The following is a 15780-nucleotide window of genomic DNA, read 5'->3' on the forward strand; positions in this document are numbered from 1 at the left end:
TTATCGATAATATAGGCGTTTAGACAGGCTAGAACTCGCGGTTCATCCTTTCCAGACAGGTCAGAAATACGGCTTGTTGCTCAGGCTCGATATGTCGGGTCAAATCTCGGACTAAATCCAAATGCAGCTGATTATGATGACGATGGATGAGCTCCCCTTCTGGTGTCAACTTGACCACAATCGCACGACGATCTTCAGGGTGTGGGCAACGCTCAATCAAATTTGCATTGACGAGTTTATCAACCTGAACGGTTAACGTTCCCGTTGTGATGCCCAGCTTTTCAGCCAGCTCTTTCATGCGTAGAGCACCATGGCCGCCGAGAACTTCAATAGTATGGACCTGAGCCAGTGAATAACCCGTTTCTTTCACAACTGACTGCTCCCACGACGACATTTTATCGTAGAACTCAGTCAACATTTGATTCAATCTTTCTAATTCGCTCATCGTTTAGTCATTTTGCAATTCGAGAGTAAGGTGATGAATCTTATCAAACTTACTCAACATTTGTTTAAATTCACCGAGTGATTTGTTACTCCGATTCTTTAGCGCGATAGCCGCTGAATAATGGTGTCCACTCACTTTCCATACATGAAGATCGACTACATCAGCGTAAGGGGCAAGCTCTGCACGAATATCTTGTCGATAATGCTCATCAATACTTTCATCTAATAAAACCGGGGCCGTTTGCCGAATTAAACCAAGCGTCCATTTACCAATGACCAGCGCACCGACAATCCCCATAGTCGCGTCTAACCAAACCCAACCATAAAATTTACCGATGATGAGGGCGACAATCGCAAGTAGTGACGTTAACGTGTCCGCAAGAACATGGAAATACGCCGCCGCTAAGTTGTGATCATGATGATGTTCATGGTGTTGATCGTGATGATGCTCATGCCCATGATGGTGGTGATCCTTTAAAAGCAACATACTCGCCAGGTTTACCACCAAGCCAATAACCGCCACCATTATCGCTTCGTTAAACTTAATCGTTTCTGGGTTGAATAACCGATGTACAGACTCAACCATCATCATCAATGCGACGATACCAAGTGCTATTGCGCTAGTGAACCCGCCCAAAACACTTACTTTGCCTGTACCAAAAGAAAATCGCTCACTGTTCGCGTGCTGCTTTGCGTAACGATAGGCAAACAAAGTAATGCAAAATGCCGCGGCATGAGTCCCCATATGCCAGCCATCAGCCAGTAACGCCATGGAACCAAACAACGTACCCGCACTAATCTCTACTATCATAGTGACCAGCGTAAGAAGCAGTACGTAAAAAGTTCGTCTTTCACCTTGATGGTTATGTGACACAAAATCATGTGAATGCTGCGAGACTGTCATTGCGTGACCTTTCATCCTGAATGCTCATTTGTTTGATGATCAAAATACTTGATATAAATTTAGTTTGACAATCAAACATTGTCAACGACTAATGCTACCCCGTGCCTGGTTGTGCTTTGGTTATATCACTCAATACGTTAAGCTAATGGTCATCCAATCTGACCCAAACGTGATGGAAAATACCGATGGAACAAGTAGGTACTCGCGCATTGATTGTGGAGGGAGGCGCTATGCGGGGCGTCTTTTCGTGCGGCATACTCGACCACTTTTTAGAGCAAAATTTCTCACCCTTTGACAGCTTTTGGGGAGTGTCAGCAGGAGCAAGTAACTTAGCGGCTTACCTAGCGAACATGCCGGGAAGAAATCTGAAAATCTATCTCGATTACAGCCTACGTAAAGAATTTATTAACCCGAGTCGGTTGGTTCTTGGCGGAGATATGATGGATCTCGACTGGATGTGGAATCTCACACTCGAAGAGCTTGGCATCGACAAAGCCGTTCTGGCTGCAGACCCACGCCCTTTCTTCTTAGGGGTTACTCGTCAGGACACGGGGGAAGCGGAATACCTGACTCCAGACGTCGATGCACTGGCAGAAACAATGAAAGCCAGTAGTGCACTGCCTATCCTTTATCGCAACGGCGTATTACTCAATGGTACACGATATGTTGATGGTGGCGTCTCTGATGCGATTCCTATTGCAGAAGCCATTAAACGAGGTGCAACGAAAATCATGGTATTGCGCAGTCGTCCCGCAAGCTACCGAAAATCAAAATCAAGGTTTGGGGCCGCAACTAAACGTATGTTGAAAGCTACACCTGCTTTGATTGATCCGATGCTGACTCGTGACATTCGCTACAATCAAGCCCTATCACTTATTGAGAATCCGCCAGAAGGCATAGAGATTATTCAGGTTTGTCCGCCAGAGACATTTAAATTGAAGCGCTTGAGCCGTTCTCCGGAGCCATTACGGGCAGCGTATGATCTCGGTTTAGAGGCTGGGAAAGAAGCCATTATGCGTTGGGAGCAGATTTAAAATTATCGGTTTCGTAAAGAAAAAAGCCACACCCTAAGGCGTGGCTAATGCAAATTCGATGGCAGTGGATTATCGTATTTGCTTTTCAGTAAGCCCAACAATCAGGCTCCAATTCTCTTATTTCTTGTTCCCGGTAAACCACCAAAAACTAATAAGTTTCAAACAGTCCCGCATTGTAGTCTTGGATCGCTTGTTCGATTTCTTCAATGCTGTTCATAACAAATGGACCATAGTGAACCACTGGCTCGTTAATCGGCTCGCCGATGAAAACTAGTACTCCACTTGCGTCGTTTGCCGTCAACTCTACCCACTCTCCTTGAGACAAGAGCGCCATTTCGCCTTGTTTTATGACTCGTTGCTGAGTTTCAACGTTACCTTGGTAGACATAAAGCATCATGTTGTGGTTCGACTCGGTGACAAGCTGGAGCGTTGCGCCTGCATGTGGTCGCCAATCAGCAACCGTTGCATCAACGCCCGTTTTCGTTAGTGGTCCGCTAGTTCGGTTCCCATTGATATTAAGTTCCCCGGCAATAATACGGACCAAGCCGACATTTTTGTCATTCACTTCGGTGATGGTTTCAGGCTGGAAATCATGATACTGAGCAGGTTGCATTTTGTTTTTTGCTGGCTGATTAATCCAAATCTGAAAACCATGCAGTTCGCCATCTTGCATAATTGGCATTTCACTATGAATAACACCACGGCCAGCAGCCATCCATTGAGCGCCACCAGAACGAAGTTCACCGACATTATCCATGTGATCACGATGTTGAAAGTGCCCTTTCAACATATAGGTCAGGGTTTCAATACCTCGGTGAGGGTGCGGAGGAAAACCGCCGATATAGTCAGCGCGGTTATCAGATTTCAACTCATCCACCATCAAAAATGGTGAAAAACTGGCATTATTGAATCCAGCTACTCGGCGAATTTTAACGCCATCACCATCCGCAGTAGGCTGGGAAGGAATTATCTGACGGACTTCTCTTGTTTTACTCATAATCTTTCTCCTCAAAAGCCTCGCTCACTTTTCTCTGTCAAGTTCGCATCACTTGGCTATCGGTATGCTGTTATTGTAGTGTGGAGAAAAATAATCATGACCATATGCAGTTGAGCTAATTGTTCAATATTTTCGAATGACAACAATTCTTCCCTCCGCTGTTGTGTAAATAGAGGCAAATTATCTGCTCGCTCACTGTTGGAACATTGGCTAACATCAACCAAAAAATAAATGTGGCTATTTTCTAAACTCGGTGTATAGTGGGCGTTGGCTCTTAAAGAAGAGCTGTTAATGCAACATTTAGTTTAAGTTCCTTCTCAGTAAAATCTTGAATCACCCATTCAGACACCTGCGTACAACTTCCTCTTGATTGAACATTCAATAGCTTAAAAAAGATCCACACGAAAATTCGTAATTAAAATGTTTATTTCAAAGGTGTTTTTATGTCTAAAGTAACTGGTTCAGTAAAATGGTTCAACGAAACAAAAGGTTTCGGTTTCCTATCTCAAGACAACGGCGGCCAAGATGTATTCGTACACTTCAACGCGATTGTTGCTGACGGTTTCAAAACACTGACTGAAGGTCAGAAAGTAAGCTTTAACGTAGAGCAAGGTAAAAAAGGTCCTCAAGCGACTGAAGTTACTCCTCTATAAGACTGCTTTTCTTGGTGTAGCATATTCATGCTGCACCAAACTTCTCCCCTTCAAAAATCCCATTTTAATTTTTAGCCATTTAATGGCTTAGCTTAGTGCTGTCTAAAATAAATTTGGCAGTGCGATTTTATATTTTTTTAATAAAAGGAAAGTAATATGTCCTCTAGAAGAACTAGCCGTCAAAGGCATTGGTACCAACTACTTAACAAAGACAAAACGGTAAAGAAACAGGAGAATAAATGTTAGAAATTGAGTTTAATTTAAAACAACCACAAACCACTTGGAATGCCAGAATACATCAACTTAATAGCGATATATTAATGCGACATGTATTGCCAAAACTTCAAACCAACAGTGTTTCTATTGACTTCCAATATAATGAAAAAAACGGTGAAGGTGCAATTCTGTGTGACGAAGGTTCAAAGATAGGAAGTTTTATTGTCAAATAAAACATTTTTCAGGCATTGATAGTATTCACGTTCAAGTTGGAGGCCTTTTTATGGCTAAGAAAAGTAACAAACAATTAGAAAAAGAAAAGAAAGAATCTGAGCAAAATAATGCAGCGATTAAGCAAAAAACTCGACGCCGTATTGAAGACATTATGGAACAAAGAGAGTTTGATAAATTGTTTGATCTCTAACAGAGTAACATCATCTTCTTTCTTCATGTTAAGTGTAAGGTAACGCCGCCTGCCTTTCACTCACATGAACAGTGCCTTTTCTATCCAAATCCTCTTCTATACAGCCTAACTGAATATCCTCCGATTATTTCACTCGTTCAGTGACACCAATAAACCCCTAGTCAAATTGATAATTTTGCGTATAATCGCAACCGTTTGCTTCGTATAACCCCAATGATATGGTTTGGGGGTCTCTACCAGCTCCCGCAAAGTGCTGATTACGAAGAGTTGAGATCACGATGTATCTTACTCTTTGTAATAGCGTTCGACTTATTTCTATCAATACCTATTCTTAGAGTAACTGCATCCACAATACACAAAAGGTGGAATATGAACGCATTTATTCAAGGTCTTCCAAAAGTAGAGTTACACTTACATATCGAAGGTTCACTTGAGCCAGAGTTGCTGTTCAAGCTTGCTAAACGCAACGGTATTGAAATCCCGTACTCGACCCCTAGTGAATTACGCGAAGCATACCAGTTCGAAGATTTACAGTCTTTCCTCGACCTTTACTACCAAGGCGCTAATGCTTTACGTACAGAGCAAGACTTTTATGATCTGACCTGGGATTATCTAGAACGCTGCAAAGCCGATAACGTCATTCATACGGAAATCTTTTTTGATCCTCAAACTCATACCGAACGCGGTATTGATTTTGATACCGTGATAAACGGAATCAGTCGCGCGTTAAAAGATGGTCAGGAACAACTTGGCATTACTTCTCAAATCATTGCCTGCTTCCTACGTCACCTGTCTGAAGAGAGCGCTATCGAAACGCTACAATCTGTTCTCAAACATCGCGATAAAATTATTGGTGTCGGCTTAGATTCATCTGAGAAGGGACACCCACCAGCAAAATTTGAGCGCGTATTCCAACAAGCAAAAGCGGCGGGTCTATTAACGGTTGCTCACGCTGGTGAAGAAGGCCCAGCTCAGAATATCTCTGACGCAATTGAAATGTTGGAAGTCAGCCGCGTTGACCACGGCGTTCGCTGCGTAGAAGACAAAACCTTGGTTGCCTCACTTATCGAAAGCAAAATGCCTCTTACGGTCTGTCCACTCTCGAACATTAAACTGTGTGTCTTTGATGACATGAAGCAGCACAACATTGTCGATCTTCTCCGTCAAGGCGTAGCGGTCACGATTAATTCCGATGACCCGGCTTACTTTGGTGGCTACATGACCGACAATTTCCTCGCCGTGAGTCAGGCACATCCAATGAGCAACGCTGAAATCGCGCAGTTCACGCTTAACGCCATAGAAGCGAGTTTTATTGATGACGAAATGAAAGCTAACTATCGTTCTCAAGTAAAAAACTACGTTGAAAGTCATTCTTCTTTATAGAAATTGAGACTCGTTAAATCGTTATCAATTGACATGAATACTCAAATGACTTTCCGATTTAATTCAGAATGTTAATAATACTTGGGTATACCCTTACAAACCCTCAGTGGTTAATGTTCAACTTAAGCGCTAGACTGACTGAGACAAATAACGAATATCAAAAGGAAGACAATTATGATTCAACAAGGCCAAGCACTACCTTCTGCAACTGTCAGTGAACTAACAGCCGATGGCATGGCAAATCACGACGTAACTGAGCTGTTTGCGAATAAAAAAGTGGTGTTGTTTGCTGTCCCGGGCGCGTTCACTCCAACTTGTTCAGAAGCTCACTTGCCAGGCTATGTTGTTCTAGCAGACCAGCTAAAAGCAAAAGGTGTTGATCTTATCGCATGTATCGCAACAAATGACGCATTTGTTATGCACGCTTGGGGTGAAGCTCAAAATGCCTCTGAGATTATGATGCTGGGTGATGGTGATGCAAGCTTCACCAAAGCACTTGGTCTGGAAATGGATACTGGCGGTTTTGGTGGTGTTCGTTCGCAACGCTATGCGATGATTGTTGATAATGGTGTCGTGACCAAACTTAATGTTGAAGAACCACAGAAGTTTGAAGTGAGTAACGCAGAAACAATTCTTGCAGCGCTTTAATTAAAAAAGAACGCCCCGACTTAACTCGGGGCGTTCTTTTATGTTTATTAGTACTAGCGCTTAATAACTTTTCTTCTGCTTGCCGCTAAAAGTAACATCAACGATAAGTACATGTAGCCCAACGATCCGCCACTACTGTCATCATCTTCATCGTCATCACAAAAAACAACGTATTGACCTTCAATCGAGGCGTTACACTCTTCATCTTCTATGACTTCTTCGTCCTCTGTAACCGTTTCACCTTCTTCTCCTTCCGTCACCGTATCTTCGCCATCTTCGGTTTCCTCTGGAACAATCAGAAAATCAGGTTTGGTGATAACAACTTCAGGCGGTTCGTTGCTATCAATGTACGAGTCAATCCACTCTCTGTAATACGACACGTTGGTATACCAAGTTGGTAAGGTAACAGAGCTACAGACGCTATTAATAATTGGTCCAGCACTGATAATACCAACTTGGGTAAAGGCAGAACCATCTATGTTAGGCAATAATAGCGGTCCCCCCGTATCCCCGACACAAGCGCCGTTACCGTATATATTGTCACCAAGAGGTAAACTTTGAGTAGGCAACGTACATAGCTTCGTAGGGTCTACTGGAGATTCGAGGTAGATTGGCATTTCTTCAGCAGATTCAAGACGCTCGTAACACAGAGGCATCGGATAAAAGGATACGTCCGTTTCTCTCATGATCGTGTCATCTTCACCAGTCCCCCAACCCGCAACTTTAACATTTGGCTTTGGATCTGAAGAGTCCCACATATCTTCTAGGTCGGATAAGGCCGTGTCACTCACACTATCACCTAAGCTTACGATGTCCACAACACTAGAAGGGAAAGCTCGTTCAACATAGAGTAAAGCAAGGTCATTCTGGTATGCGGTTGATTCTAAGACCATTACCTCAGTCTCACCGGTATTATCTGTGCTCTCGATTATTTCTACACTAACAGACTGCTCTGGATAATAGTCTGGATGTATCACAACGTGAGTGACTTTATAGATGTCTGAGATATCAACATTAGATAAGTCATACTTCTCACTAGATTGGTAATACTTACCTACAGTTATCGCTATTTCTTTGGGCTTGGCGACATCGTATAGCGTAAAAACATCGGCGTTTTCACTGCTATCTTCTAAGCTAGCGCTAGACGCGACCAAACAATGAGCAGCAGTTAGAACCCAGCGTTCACCAACAATAGTCCCTCCACAAGAATGATCCTCGGCTAAAATACTGGCTCGTACTGATACCAAAAAAGAGAAATTATTCCCTTTTTCTAGCTCTTCGATCTCAACGTCCTCTCCACCAACAATCGCATATGTTGGTGCACTGATCAAAAGTGAGGCAAACAGCGGTGCCCATTTGTTTCTCATACACTTCCCTCCTTGGATAAACAAAGTTGACTGAGTATGAACGGACAACGTGCATTACACACATGCATACTTGGGCAACTACATGCACAAAAGTATAGGCATTTAGTTCACTACTAACTGCAACTTAAGTTGCAAAACATAATCCGGACCACATAATTCTAAAGCATGAGAATTAGTTTCAAAGATTACACCCATTTATGATACATAGCTCATACCATGTTTAGTTAATGGGTAAATAGCGTTAACCAGAAAAATGATGAGAGAATTGCCCGAGACTGCACTAGCAGCCATTAATACTGTAGTGAGTGAAGATAAAAAATCGTCCGCACTCAGGCGGGTTATAAAAAACACGTGTGCGGACATAACAACAACACAGTTCATGCTGGCGAACTGGAAAATAGGGGGCAATGAAAATCAACGAAATATGACTTTCAATAGCGATAGTATTGCGTCTCTTTGATTTTATATTGTTAGCTAAGGGTCAATAATATGGCTGGAAAAATAAATAAGAGTAGACAAGAAAAACAACTAATTAATCGATTTAAAAAGCAAAATCAGAAGTATAGAAATGAAATATAAATGTCACTTATGTCAGATATTAATGACGTTTATGTTTTCAAACTAGATTTAAATAGAAAAGTCTTTTCCGGTGTGGATACTAATATTGCTAAGCGTAACGCTTCGTTAATCCTTTTCAGTATTGACTAATAAATTCATCATTGATGGATTCAAGTATGCGAGTTGATCGTAGAACAGAATAGAAAACTGCGCACCAATTTCGTGAATGGTACGCAGGATAATAGGATTGAGCCTAAAGTTTTAGCTTTAACACGTCATCAATATCTTGTGCACTATGTCGCTCCTCAAGATACTCGCCTTCTTCACCCCAAGTTCGGTTAACAATACGACCGCGTTTGACTGCTTCACGTTGATCGATGGCTTTTGCCCAACGAACTACGTGCTCGTAGCTGTTTACGTCTAAAAACTCAGCCGCATCGTACGCTCGTCCCAAAACTAGGTTGCCATACCAAGGCCAAGTGGCGATATCCGCGATACTGTATTCGTCGCCACCTAAAAACTCATTGTTCGCTAAGCGTTTGTCCAGAACATCTAATTGACGTTTCGCTTCCATGGTAAATCGGTTGATCGGATATTCAAACTTCTCTGGTGCATAGGCGTAGAAATGCCCGAAGCCACCACCAAGATATGGCGCAGACCCTTGTAGCCAAAACAACCAGTTCATTACTTCCGCTCGCTTTGCCCCTTCTTTAGGCAAGAACAGGCCAAATTTTTCCGCTAAGTAGAAAAGAATATTGCCAGATTCAAAAACATTGACCGGCTCTTCGCCAGAGCGATCGACTAACGCAGGAATTTTTGAATTTGGGTTAACCGCAACAAACCCGGAACCAAACTGGTCACTATCACCGATTTTAATCAAATGTGCGTCGTATTCCGCTTCTTTCACACCAGAAGCCAGCAGCTCTTCAAACATGATGGTGACTTTCTGACCATTTGGTGTCCCCATGGAATATAGCTGGAATGGATGCTCACCAACGGGTAACTCTTGCTCATGACGTGCGCCTGAGTCCGGACGGTTGATGCTTGCCCATTGGCCGCCATTTTCACTGTCGTTTGTCCAAACTTTTGGTGGTATGTACTCGTTTGACATTGTTATTCCTTATCGTGTTTGAATGCGCCTTTGGCTGATAGGATCAGTAGTGTGTTACTCAATCCCATGTCTTGAATTCATTTGGTCATAAACAGAATATTAGGTCGCAACCATAAATTTAAAGCCCTCAAGACGAGTTTGATTAGAACCTTTGGTTATGGTTTTTTCTTTAGCGCTATAAGATAAATCAAGCAGATATGGCTAGGGGCAGGAGATAGCCGCCCCATGAAGGGACGGCGCGAAGAGACTATAAGACTAAGCCACCATCGATTTTTAACACTTGTCCTGTAATAAACTCACTCTTATCTGATGCTAAGAAGGCAACACCATTTGCGATATCTCGAACGGACCCCATCCGTCCTAGTGGAGTTTTACCTTCCATCATTTTGATCACTTTCTCTGGTAGGTCTTTGGTCATATCAGTAACAATGAATCCGGGAGCCACACAATTCACACGTATTTGTGCACCTTTTCGAGCAAGCTCTTTCGCCCACCCTTTGCTCATAGAGATAACACCGCCTTTGCTGGCAGCATAATTACTCTGACCAATATTTCCATCAGTACCCACGATGGAAGAGATATTCACAATACTGCCAGTACCTTGGTTTAACATTACCGGAGCGACACTTTGCGTTAATAAAAATACCGCTTTTAGGTTTACATCAATGACACTGTCCCAATCTTTCTCCAGCATATCCTGGAGTAGAGCATCTCGAGTAATACCTGCATTATTAACTAATACATCAATGCGATGATGTTGCTGAATGATGCTCTCTACGACTTCATTGACCCCTTTGGAGTCACATAGGTTAACTTGATAGCTGGTGAGCTGTGATGACTGGCTCCATTCGACCGGAGAGATATCTAACCCGATGACATAAAAGCCATCTTCTAATAGTTGCTCACAAATCGCTCGTCCAATACCGCGAGCGGCACCAGTGACAATGGCTACTTTGTCATGTTTCATCTTGGTGTTCCTATATTTTTGAGAATACACCCTGCGCTTCAGCACTTGTTCCTGTATTCTCTTTTGCTTCTCGTTCTAGCACGCCTTTGCGTCGCTAGTAAAACTATAGATAAATTCTAAGAGCGAGTTGTGAGCGATCCGATACAATTGGTCAGTATTTTTCAGTACATCCGTCAGTCGGAGCTTTGGATTCGTCCTTTTCCAACAAGTTTTCATACACTCTTGCTGTAGGTTTTAAGTCGGTTTAGGGTGTGATACGTATAGAATGAATATGGACTGCTAAAAATAGGTCTCGGAATTTCAGCATGTTGAATATGAATTTCACTCAGAGAGTTGTGATTAACACAACTCAGCAAGAATGGATTGCCAGCCCGGCCAAAGGCGTTTGGCGTAAACCATTAGAGCGTGAAGCGAAAGAATCAGGGCACACCACCAGTATTGTAAAATATGAAGCTGGATCACGCTTTGCGACGCACTATCACCCGTTCGGTGAGGAAATTTTAGTGCTTGAAGGCGTGTTTTCTGATGAAAATGGCGATTACCCTGCTGGTACTTACATTCGCAACCCTCCAGGTAGCCATCATGCTCCGTTAAGTAACGAAGGATGTTTCATTTTGGTAAAACTGAACCAATTTGATCCGCAAGATCTTTCGGAAGTACGCATCAATACCAATAAGGCAAAGTGGCTCCCCGGAATTGGCGGTCTGCAAGTGATGCCTTTGCATGAATTTGGTCATGAACGTGTTGCGCTAGTGAAATGGCCGAAAGGAGAACAGTTTCATGCACACCAACACTTTGGTGGCGAAGAAATATTAGTTTTATCTGGCGAGTTTCAAGATGAGTTCGGCATCTATCCCAAGCATACCTGGATGCGAAATCCGCACTTGAGTGAACACACGCCATTTGTCGAAAAAGAAACGGTGATTTGGGTCAAGACTGGGCATCTGCCAGTTCAAAAATAAAAAAGGCTCGTATGCCTAGATACGAGCCGATACTCATTAGCTGGCTATGCACCCATGATCCTGGAATGTAACCAATCTTTCAGTTCAGCACGATTATGTTTCAGTATATTCATCTCGTGATCATCAATGGGGTTACCTTGCAGTTCCAAAACACGTATTTCTTTATCCAAAGCGTTGTAGTTTCTCACGTTTTCAGCAAAGGATGCATCATTTGCTGACAGATGGGAGATGGTATCCAAATGTTCTGGAAATTCATGAGTTAATGAGTGATTTTCACCTAACATATAGACCTCTTGATGGATGGTTGATGTATATGTTTGCTCATATTTTAAGCAGTGCATTAATAAACATAGCATTACATCGGGCAATATATCGTCGAATTGCCCACACTTTTACTTAACTAACGCCAACAACTGAAACGTTAGGACATCTAAAACGTTCACTACTTTTTCGACTACATTTAATAGAATTCCAGCGAGAAGGTACATCCAATGAAAACCGTAAAATTCAGCTTAGTCGGTGTCGCAGTGGCGATGGCACTATTTGGCTGTAATTCAGACAGCGATTCCGTTAGCGCGACAACACCTGTAACACTTTCTGTATCCGATGCTCCCATTGATGATGTCTCCGAAGTGGTCGTTACATTCAGCAAAGTCGCTTTCTTATCCATTGACGATGAAACACCCCAAATTTTTGAAGTATACAAAACGGATGAAGAAGGGAACTATATTGACGAAGATGGTGAACTGCTTCTTGAAGGCGAAGATCCTATTCCACTCAGTGTGAACTTGTTGGACGTACAAGGCAGTGATGTGGAAGATCTTTTAGATGGTGAACTTCTTCCTGTCGGTAATTATAAGCTTTGTGTTTTTGCCAACGATGGAGACCATCCCGATTACCCTTCCTATGTCATCGATGAATTGACAGGCAACAAAATTCCACTCACGGTAAAAGGGGACGGAGCCTGCCCACAAGGTGTGGGTAAAGAAGAGAACTCCGGAGTTCTGTTCTTCAATAACACATTCGCAGTGAATCCCGACAACAATGAGTACGTTGTCGAATTTGACCTGCGTCGAGGCCTGAAAGATGGTACAGGTCAAAACGAAGGTTATAGCATTCAACGAACTTCAGTATCACTGATTAACACGGTCACCACTGGTGATATCCAAGGCGTTGTATTATCTGCAACGTATGGAGGCTGTGTGAACGATACCGATACTGGAAACGGATATGTTCAAGCGGTTTATTTATATGAAGGTAACGTTGCCGAAGTAGACATGGGGCCATTTGCTGGCGTTGAAGGAAAAGTCGACCCAATCGCAGCAGCAGCCGTTTCACTAGCCGACAACAATACAGACTACACGTATGAATTCGGCTTTGTCGAGCCAGGTACCTATTCTGTCGGTTACACATGTACTGCGAACGATGATTCGGAAGATGGACTTGTAGAAGGTGAGGCATTCAGTATCTTTGATTCCGTCAGTGGGCTGAGCGTTTCAGTGGGTACAGATACCGAAGCGAACTTCTAGCGCCTCATCTAAGAATGTTGTACAACCAATTCCAAAGTGACCTCAAAATACCGCTAATCAAAGCAGGTGTTTTGAGGCCATAATTCATCAGAGGTAACGAGTGGGTAAATAAAAACCAGCTCAAACCGCTCTCCAACTCAACGTTACCAACGTGCCAGCTCAAGAATTTTCGCTTACCTTAACTTGCTTAGCTGACGCATTAAACAAACGATAAGCATAGATTTACTTACCCAACGAAGAACACTTACTGTTGATGTTTTTTAATTTATTAAACACCAACTTCGTGCCACAAAAAGTTCCCTTCAAAAAAATATATTTTTCCTTCAAATCAACTTTCTACAGTAAGTAACTGTTTTTTCTTGCGCCTCTATATGTGACACACTTCACGCTCTCAACCGCATATTGATGGTTAGAAAAGTAACGTCTATCTTTCAGAAAAAGGCATCAACTTTGTAGCATTAATGCGCTCTAAATCAGGCACTTTTGAACGTACGGATTCAAAGAGTTTCAAAGTGACGAAGACGCAATATAACAAGGTAACCTGCTACTAGGAGTTGATTACAACCATTCTGAAAGCGCGAACCAATTAGGCTGACTGGGGGCAATACGTCAGTCTATCGCGCTAAGAGACAGAGGGGTTATCAGAATGAAAACTCGAATAACAAAAGTACTCGTCGTTACGGGCTTAGCTGTCCTAATTTCCTATTTTCCCGTTTACTACTCATACGCGGCAACATCGCCAAACTGCAACAACATACTTGCAACCAACCGAACGTCAGTCTCTCAAAAAATGGTAATGTTACTCGGTCAGGATATAACGAAATCTAACCACGTCACTACCGTCATTCCGACAGCAAAAAATCCGTTTGTAACGGAAGAACTGATAGCGGTTTCTAATGATGTTTCGCCCAATGGCCGCTATCCCAAACGTACTCTCAATGACATTCAAAGGATGAGATCAAATTTAAATCTGGCCGCGAAGGAAGCAGAGCGATTGAAAGGCACCTATGAGCTGGCATTGATCAGCCTTATCGATGGTTATTGCCAGTTTCCAAATAATAAACTGACCCAGCATGCGAAAATAGATTTTGACCATTTAGAAGGTCTTACCCTTTACTCCATCCCTGCACTCATCGCGATGGCAGATCAGTCTTACGCTATGTTCAAAAAGCAAAGCAATAAACAACCGAGCGAATCGAACGAACGTAATAACGACGAGCAAAACAACGAAGAAGAGGCAAGCGCAGTTGCCGCTGCTAGCTATCAAAATGATAACGTGCTAGTTAAAGTAGAAGACTTTGACGGTTCCAACGTAACTTTCTCCGTCACGAACATCGGTGCTCAGGGCGAGTTAGAGCCTCAATTCAATACGTTTAGCGCTTATCGTAATGAAAGCGGAAACCTTCTATACAGACCTGAATCTCTGCTCAGTATTGAAGATAATGATGGTAACAGCATACCAACTATAGGCATTGCAGAACTCTCTTCTCACGGGAGTAAACATTTATCTATTTCACCTGGAGAAACTCGCACGTTCGTCACGCAACTTGTGCAAAGAGCTCCCGAACATGCCCAATTAAGCATAGAGTTTCCGGCCAAGGCGTTGAACACAGAACAGCCTTTTTCATTGTCATTTACCGACTTAATCGCTATCGCGACGGCTGACATAAACTAGTCGAAGATAGAGATGAAACAAACTAAAGAGAACAAAGCAGGCTTAACCAGCCTGCTTTGACACTTCTTCTATGAGATAAACAACCCAAACAATGAGATGCTAACTAGTATTCTTTTTGTATCTGCGATAAAACAAGTGGTAGTAATAAGTGAGGGATAATATTTGGCTGCAAAGAATAAACTGATCCGTTATGTCGCAACGGAAGTCTCTGATGTTTTTGATAAAGAAGATGAGCTAATCGCCCAGGTTCAATCTAATCAGCTTTCGCAAGTATTGCTTCTTTGGCAAGTCAAAAGCCCGACCTTAGTATTACCAGCAGGTAGGAAATGGCCAGTATCGGAAGAATTAAAAAACGCTCTGGACAACACCGGCTGGAAGTTATTCTCCCGCAAAACTGGTGGTGCTCCAGTTCCTCAAGTTCCGGGGATCATCAACCTATCTCACATCTATCATTGGCCAGAAGATCAACCCTACGACATAAAAAAAGCCTACCTCGATTTGTGCTCAATTTTAACGGTCTTTTTTGAACAACTTGGCGTTAAGGTCGAGGTGCACGCGACGCCATACTCGTACTGTGATGGTGAGTACAATTTGAATATTGGAGGGCAAAAAGTCGTCGGAACCGCACAACGTGTGTTACTTAAAAAAGGCGGAGGAAAAGTCGTCTTGTCCCAGGCTTGCATCCTGATCGATGCCAATGTCGACGAAATTGTTGAGCCAGTGCGACTGTGTAACCAACTCTGCGGTGACAACGATAATATTCGTGGTGATGTACACATACCATTATTCGATCACATCACAGATAGGCCAGCTGTTGACGCGCTATTTCAGCAACTAACCAGTGCTTTTTTAGCACAAGCCAAACGCACGTAACTTAAAAAGGAGCAAGATGTGAATCCTGCTCCAGA

General features: G+C 42.8%; 17 protein-coding genes and 1 riboswitch. Of the genes, 10 read left to right on the plus strand and 7 right to left on the minus strand.

Annotated features, from left to right (window positions below):
* Positions 1–28: 28 nt before the first annotated feature.
* Both DBX26_RS19520 and dmeF read right to left on the minus strand, forming a co-directional pair.
* Positions 29–445, minus strand: coding sequence for a MarR family winged helix-turn-helix transcriptional regulator (locus DBX26_RS19520; RefSeq protein WP_020334125.1), 417 nt, complete (start codon positions 443–445; stop codon positions 29–31).
* Positions 446–448: 3 nt separating this feature from the next.
* Positions 449–1348 carry a CDF family Co(II)/Ni(II) efflux transporter DmeF gene (gene dmeF, locus DBX26_RS19525; RefSeq protein ID WP_118121237.1) on the minus strand — a complete coding sequence of 300 codons (900 nt, stop codon included), beginning with the start codon at positions 1346–1348 and terminating at the stop codon, positions 449–451.
* A gap of 185 nt (positions 1349–1533) precedes the next feature.
* On the opposite strand from dmeF, the gene DBX26_RS19530 reads away from it, so the two are divergent.
* On the plus strand, positions 1534–2382 hold the full coding sequence (locus tag DBX26_RS19530; RefSeq protein ID WP_118120649.1) for a patatin family protein: 849 nt from the start codon (positions 1534–1536) through the stop codon (positions 2380–2382).
* 148 nt (positions 2383–2530) lie between these two features.
* Here DBX26_RS19530 and DBX26_RS19535 read toward each other — a convergent pair whose 3' ends face one another.
* Positions 2531–3379 (minus strand): pirin family protein, encoded by an 849-nt coding sequence (locus DBX26_RS19535; protein ID WP_118120650.1) that lies wholly within the window; start codon positions 3377–3379, stop codon positions 2531–2533.
* A gap of 443 nt (positions 3380–3822) precedes the next feature.
* Between DBX26_RS19535 and DBX26_RS19540 the strand changes: the two genes are divergently transcribed.
* The 5 genes from DBX26_RS19540 (at position 3823) to DBX26_RS19560 (ending at position 6703) form a co-directional block, all read left to right on the plus strand.
* Entirely contained in the window at positions 3823–4032 is a 210-nt protein-coding gene (locus DBX26_RS19540) for a cold-shock protein (RefSeq protein WP_014233736.1), read from the plus strand.
* A gap of 239 nt (positions 4033–4271) precedes the next feature.
* Positions 4272–4481: a hypothetical protein gene (locus tag DBX26_RS19545; RefSeq protein ID WP_020334121.1), complete on the plus strand. Its 210-nt coding sequence runs from the start codon at positions 4272–4274 to the stop codon at positions 4479–4481.
* Positions 4482–4531: 50 nt separating this feature from the next.
* Positions 4532–4672, plus strand: coding sequence for a PA3496 family putative envelope integrity protein (locus DBX26_RS19550; RefSeq protein WP_014233734.1), 141 nt, complete (start codon positions 4532–4534; stop codon positions 4670–4672).
* A gap of 180 nt (positions 4673–4852) precedes the next feature.
* Positions 4853–4952: riboswitch (purine riboswitch) on the plus strand.
* Between the two features lie 89 nt (positions 4953–5041).
* Positions 5042–6055 (plus strand): adenosine deaminase, encoded by a 1014-nt coding sequence (locus tag DBX26_RS19555; RefSeq protein WP_118120651.1) that lies wholly within the window; start codon positions 5042–5044, stop codon positions 6053–6055.
* Between the two features lie 174 nt (positions 6056–6229).
* Positions 6230–6703: a peroxiredoxin gene (locus DBX26_RS19560; protein WP_118120652.1), complete on the plus strand. Its 474-nt coding sequence runs from the start codon at positions 6230–6232 to the stop codon at positions 6701–6703.
* A gap of 53 nt (positions 6704–6756) precedes the next feature.
* On the opposite strand, the gene DBX26_RS19565 is transcribed toward DBX26_RS19560, so the two are convergent.
* The 3 genes from DBX26_RS19565 to DBX26_RS19580 form a co-directional block, all read right to left on the minus strand.
* Entirely contained in the window at positions 6757–8070 is a 1314-nt protein-coding gene (locus tag DBX26_RS19565) for a trypsin-like serine protease (RefSeq protein WP_118120653.1), read from the minus strand.
* A gap of 811 nt (positions 8071–8881) precedes the next feature.
* Positions 8882–9739, minus strand: coding sequence for a glutathione-dependent disulfide-bond oxidoreductase (gene yghU, locus DBX26_RS19575; RefSeq protein ID WP_118120655.1), 858 nt, complete (start codon positions 9737–9739; stop codon positions 8882–8884).
* A 247-nt stretch (positions 9740–9986) separates the two neighbouring features.
* A complete protein-coding gene (locus DBX26_RS19580) occupies positions 9987–10706 on the minus strand; it encodes a beta-ketoacyl-ACP reductase (RefSeq protein ID WP_014233729.1) in 720 nt (239 codons plus the stop codon).
* A gap of 305 nt (positions 10707–11011) precedes the next feature.
* Here DBX26_RS19580 and DBX26_RS19585 point away from each other — a divergent pair, with 305 nt between their 5' ends.
* Positions 11012–11668 (plus strand): cupin domain-containing protein, encoded by a 657-nt coding sequence (locus tag DBX26_RS19585; protein WP_162889752.1) that lies wholly within the window; start codon positions 11012–11014, stop codon positions 11666–11668.
* A 44-nt stretch (positions 11669–11712) separates the two neighbouring features.
* Here DBX26_RS19585 and DBX26_RS19590 read toward each other — a convergent pair whose 3' ends face one another.
* A complete protein-coding gene (locus tag DBX26_RS19590) occupies positions 11713–11952 on the minus strand; it encodes a YdcH family protein (RefSeq protein WP_014233727.1) in 240 nt (79 codons plus the stop codon).
* 207 nt (positions 11953–12159) lie between these two features.
* Here DBX26_RS19590 and DBX26_RS19595 point away from each other — a divergent pair, with 207 nt between their 5' ends.
* The 3 genes from DBX26_RS19595 to DBX26_RS19605 all read left to right on the plus strand — a co-directional run bounded on the left by DBX26_RS19595 (position 12160) and on the right by DBX26_RS19605 (position 15745).
* Positions 12160–13197 carry a DUF4382 domain-containing protein gene (locus tag DBX26_RS19595; protein ID WP_118120656.1) on the plus strand — a complete coding sequence of 346 codons (1038 nt, stop codon included), beginning with the start codon at positions 12160–12162 and terminating at the stop codon, positions 13195–13197.
* A 646-nt stretch (positions 13198–13843) separates the two neighbouring features.
* Entirely contained in the window at positions 13844–14872 is a 1029-nt protein-coding gene (locus DBX26_RS19600) for a hypothetical protein (protein ID WP_118120657.1), read from the plus strand.
* Between the two features lie 162 nt (positions 14873–15034).
* Positions 15035–15745, plus strand: coding sequence for a lipoate--protein ligase (locus DBX26_RS19605; RefSeq protein ID WP_118120658.1), 711 nt, complete (start codon positions 15035–15037; stop codon positions 15743–15745).
* Positions 15746–15780: the final 35 nt, after the last annotated feature.

The organism is Vibrio sp. dhg, assembly GCF_003443775.1.
Classification (GTDB): Bacteria; Pseudomonadota; Gammaproteobacteria; order Enterobacterales; family Vibrionaceae; genus Vibrio; species Vibrio natriegens.

Coding starts and splice junctions, on each gene's coding strand:
- DBX26_RS19595 (WP_118120656.1), top strand. CDS start 12,160: ATGAAAACCGTAAAATTCAGCTTAGTCGGTGTCGCAGTGGCGATGGCA.
- DBX26_RS19545 (WP_020334121.1), top strand. CDS start 4,272: ATGTTAGAAATTGAGTTTAATTTAAAACAACCACAAACCACTTGGAAT.
- DBX26_RS19585 (WP_162889752.1), top strand. CDS start 11,012: ATGTTGAATATGAATTTCACTCAGAGAGTTGTGATTAACACAACTCAG.
- DBX26_RS19530 (WP_118120649.1), top strand. CDS start 1,534: ATGGAACAAGTAGGTACTCGCGCATTGATTGTGGAGGGAGGCGCTATG.
- dmeF (WP_118121237.1), bottom strand. CDS start 1,348: ATGACAGTCTCGCAGCATTCACATGATTTTGTGTCACATAACCATCAA.
- DBX26_RS19600 (WP_118120657.1), top strand. CDS start 13,844: ATGAAAACTCGAATAACAAAAGTACTCGTCGTTACGGGCTTAGCTGTC.
- DBX26_RS19590 (WP_014233727.1), bottom strand. CDS start 11,952: ATGTTAGGTGAAAATCACTCATTAACTCATGAATTTCCAGAACATTTG.
- DBX26_RS19555 (WP_118120651.1), top strand. CDS start 5,042: ATGAACGCATTTATTCAAGGTCTTCCAAAAGTAGAGTTACACTTACAT.
- DBX26_RS19540 (WP_014233736.1), top strand. CDS start 3,823: ATGTCTAAAGTAACTGGTTCAGTAAAATGGTTCAACGAAACAAAAGGT.
- DBX26_RS19520 (WP_020334125.1), bottom strand. CDS start 445: ATGAGCGAATTAGAAAGATTGAATCAAATGTTGACTGAGTTCTACGAT.
- DBX26_RS19565 (WP_118120653.1), bottom strand. CDS start 8,070: ATGAGAAACAAATGGGCACCGCTGTTTGCCTCACTTTTGATCAGTGCA.
- DBX26_RS19580 (WP_014233729.1), bottom strand. CDS start 10,706: ATGAAACATGACAAAGTAGCCATTGTCACTGGTGCCGCTCGCGGTATT.
- yghU (WP_118120655.1), bottom strand. CDS start 9,739: ATGTCAAACGAGTACATACCACCAAAAGTTTGGACAAACGACAGTGAA.
- DBX26_RS19550 (WP_014233734.1), top strand. CDS start 4,532: ATGGCTAAGAAAAGTAACAAACAATTAGAAAAAGAAAAGAAAGAATCT.
- DBX26_RS19560 (WP_118120652.1), top strand. CDS start 6,230: ATGATTCAACAAGGCCAAGCACTACCTTCTGCAACTGTCAGTGAACTA.
- DBX26_RS19535 (WP_118120650.1), bottom strand. CDS start 3,379: ATGAGTAAAACAAGAGAAGTCCGTCAGATAATTCCTTCCCAGCCTACT.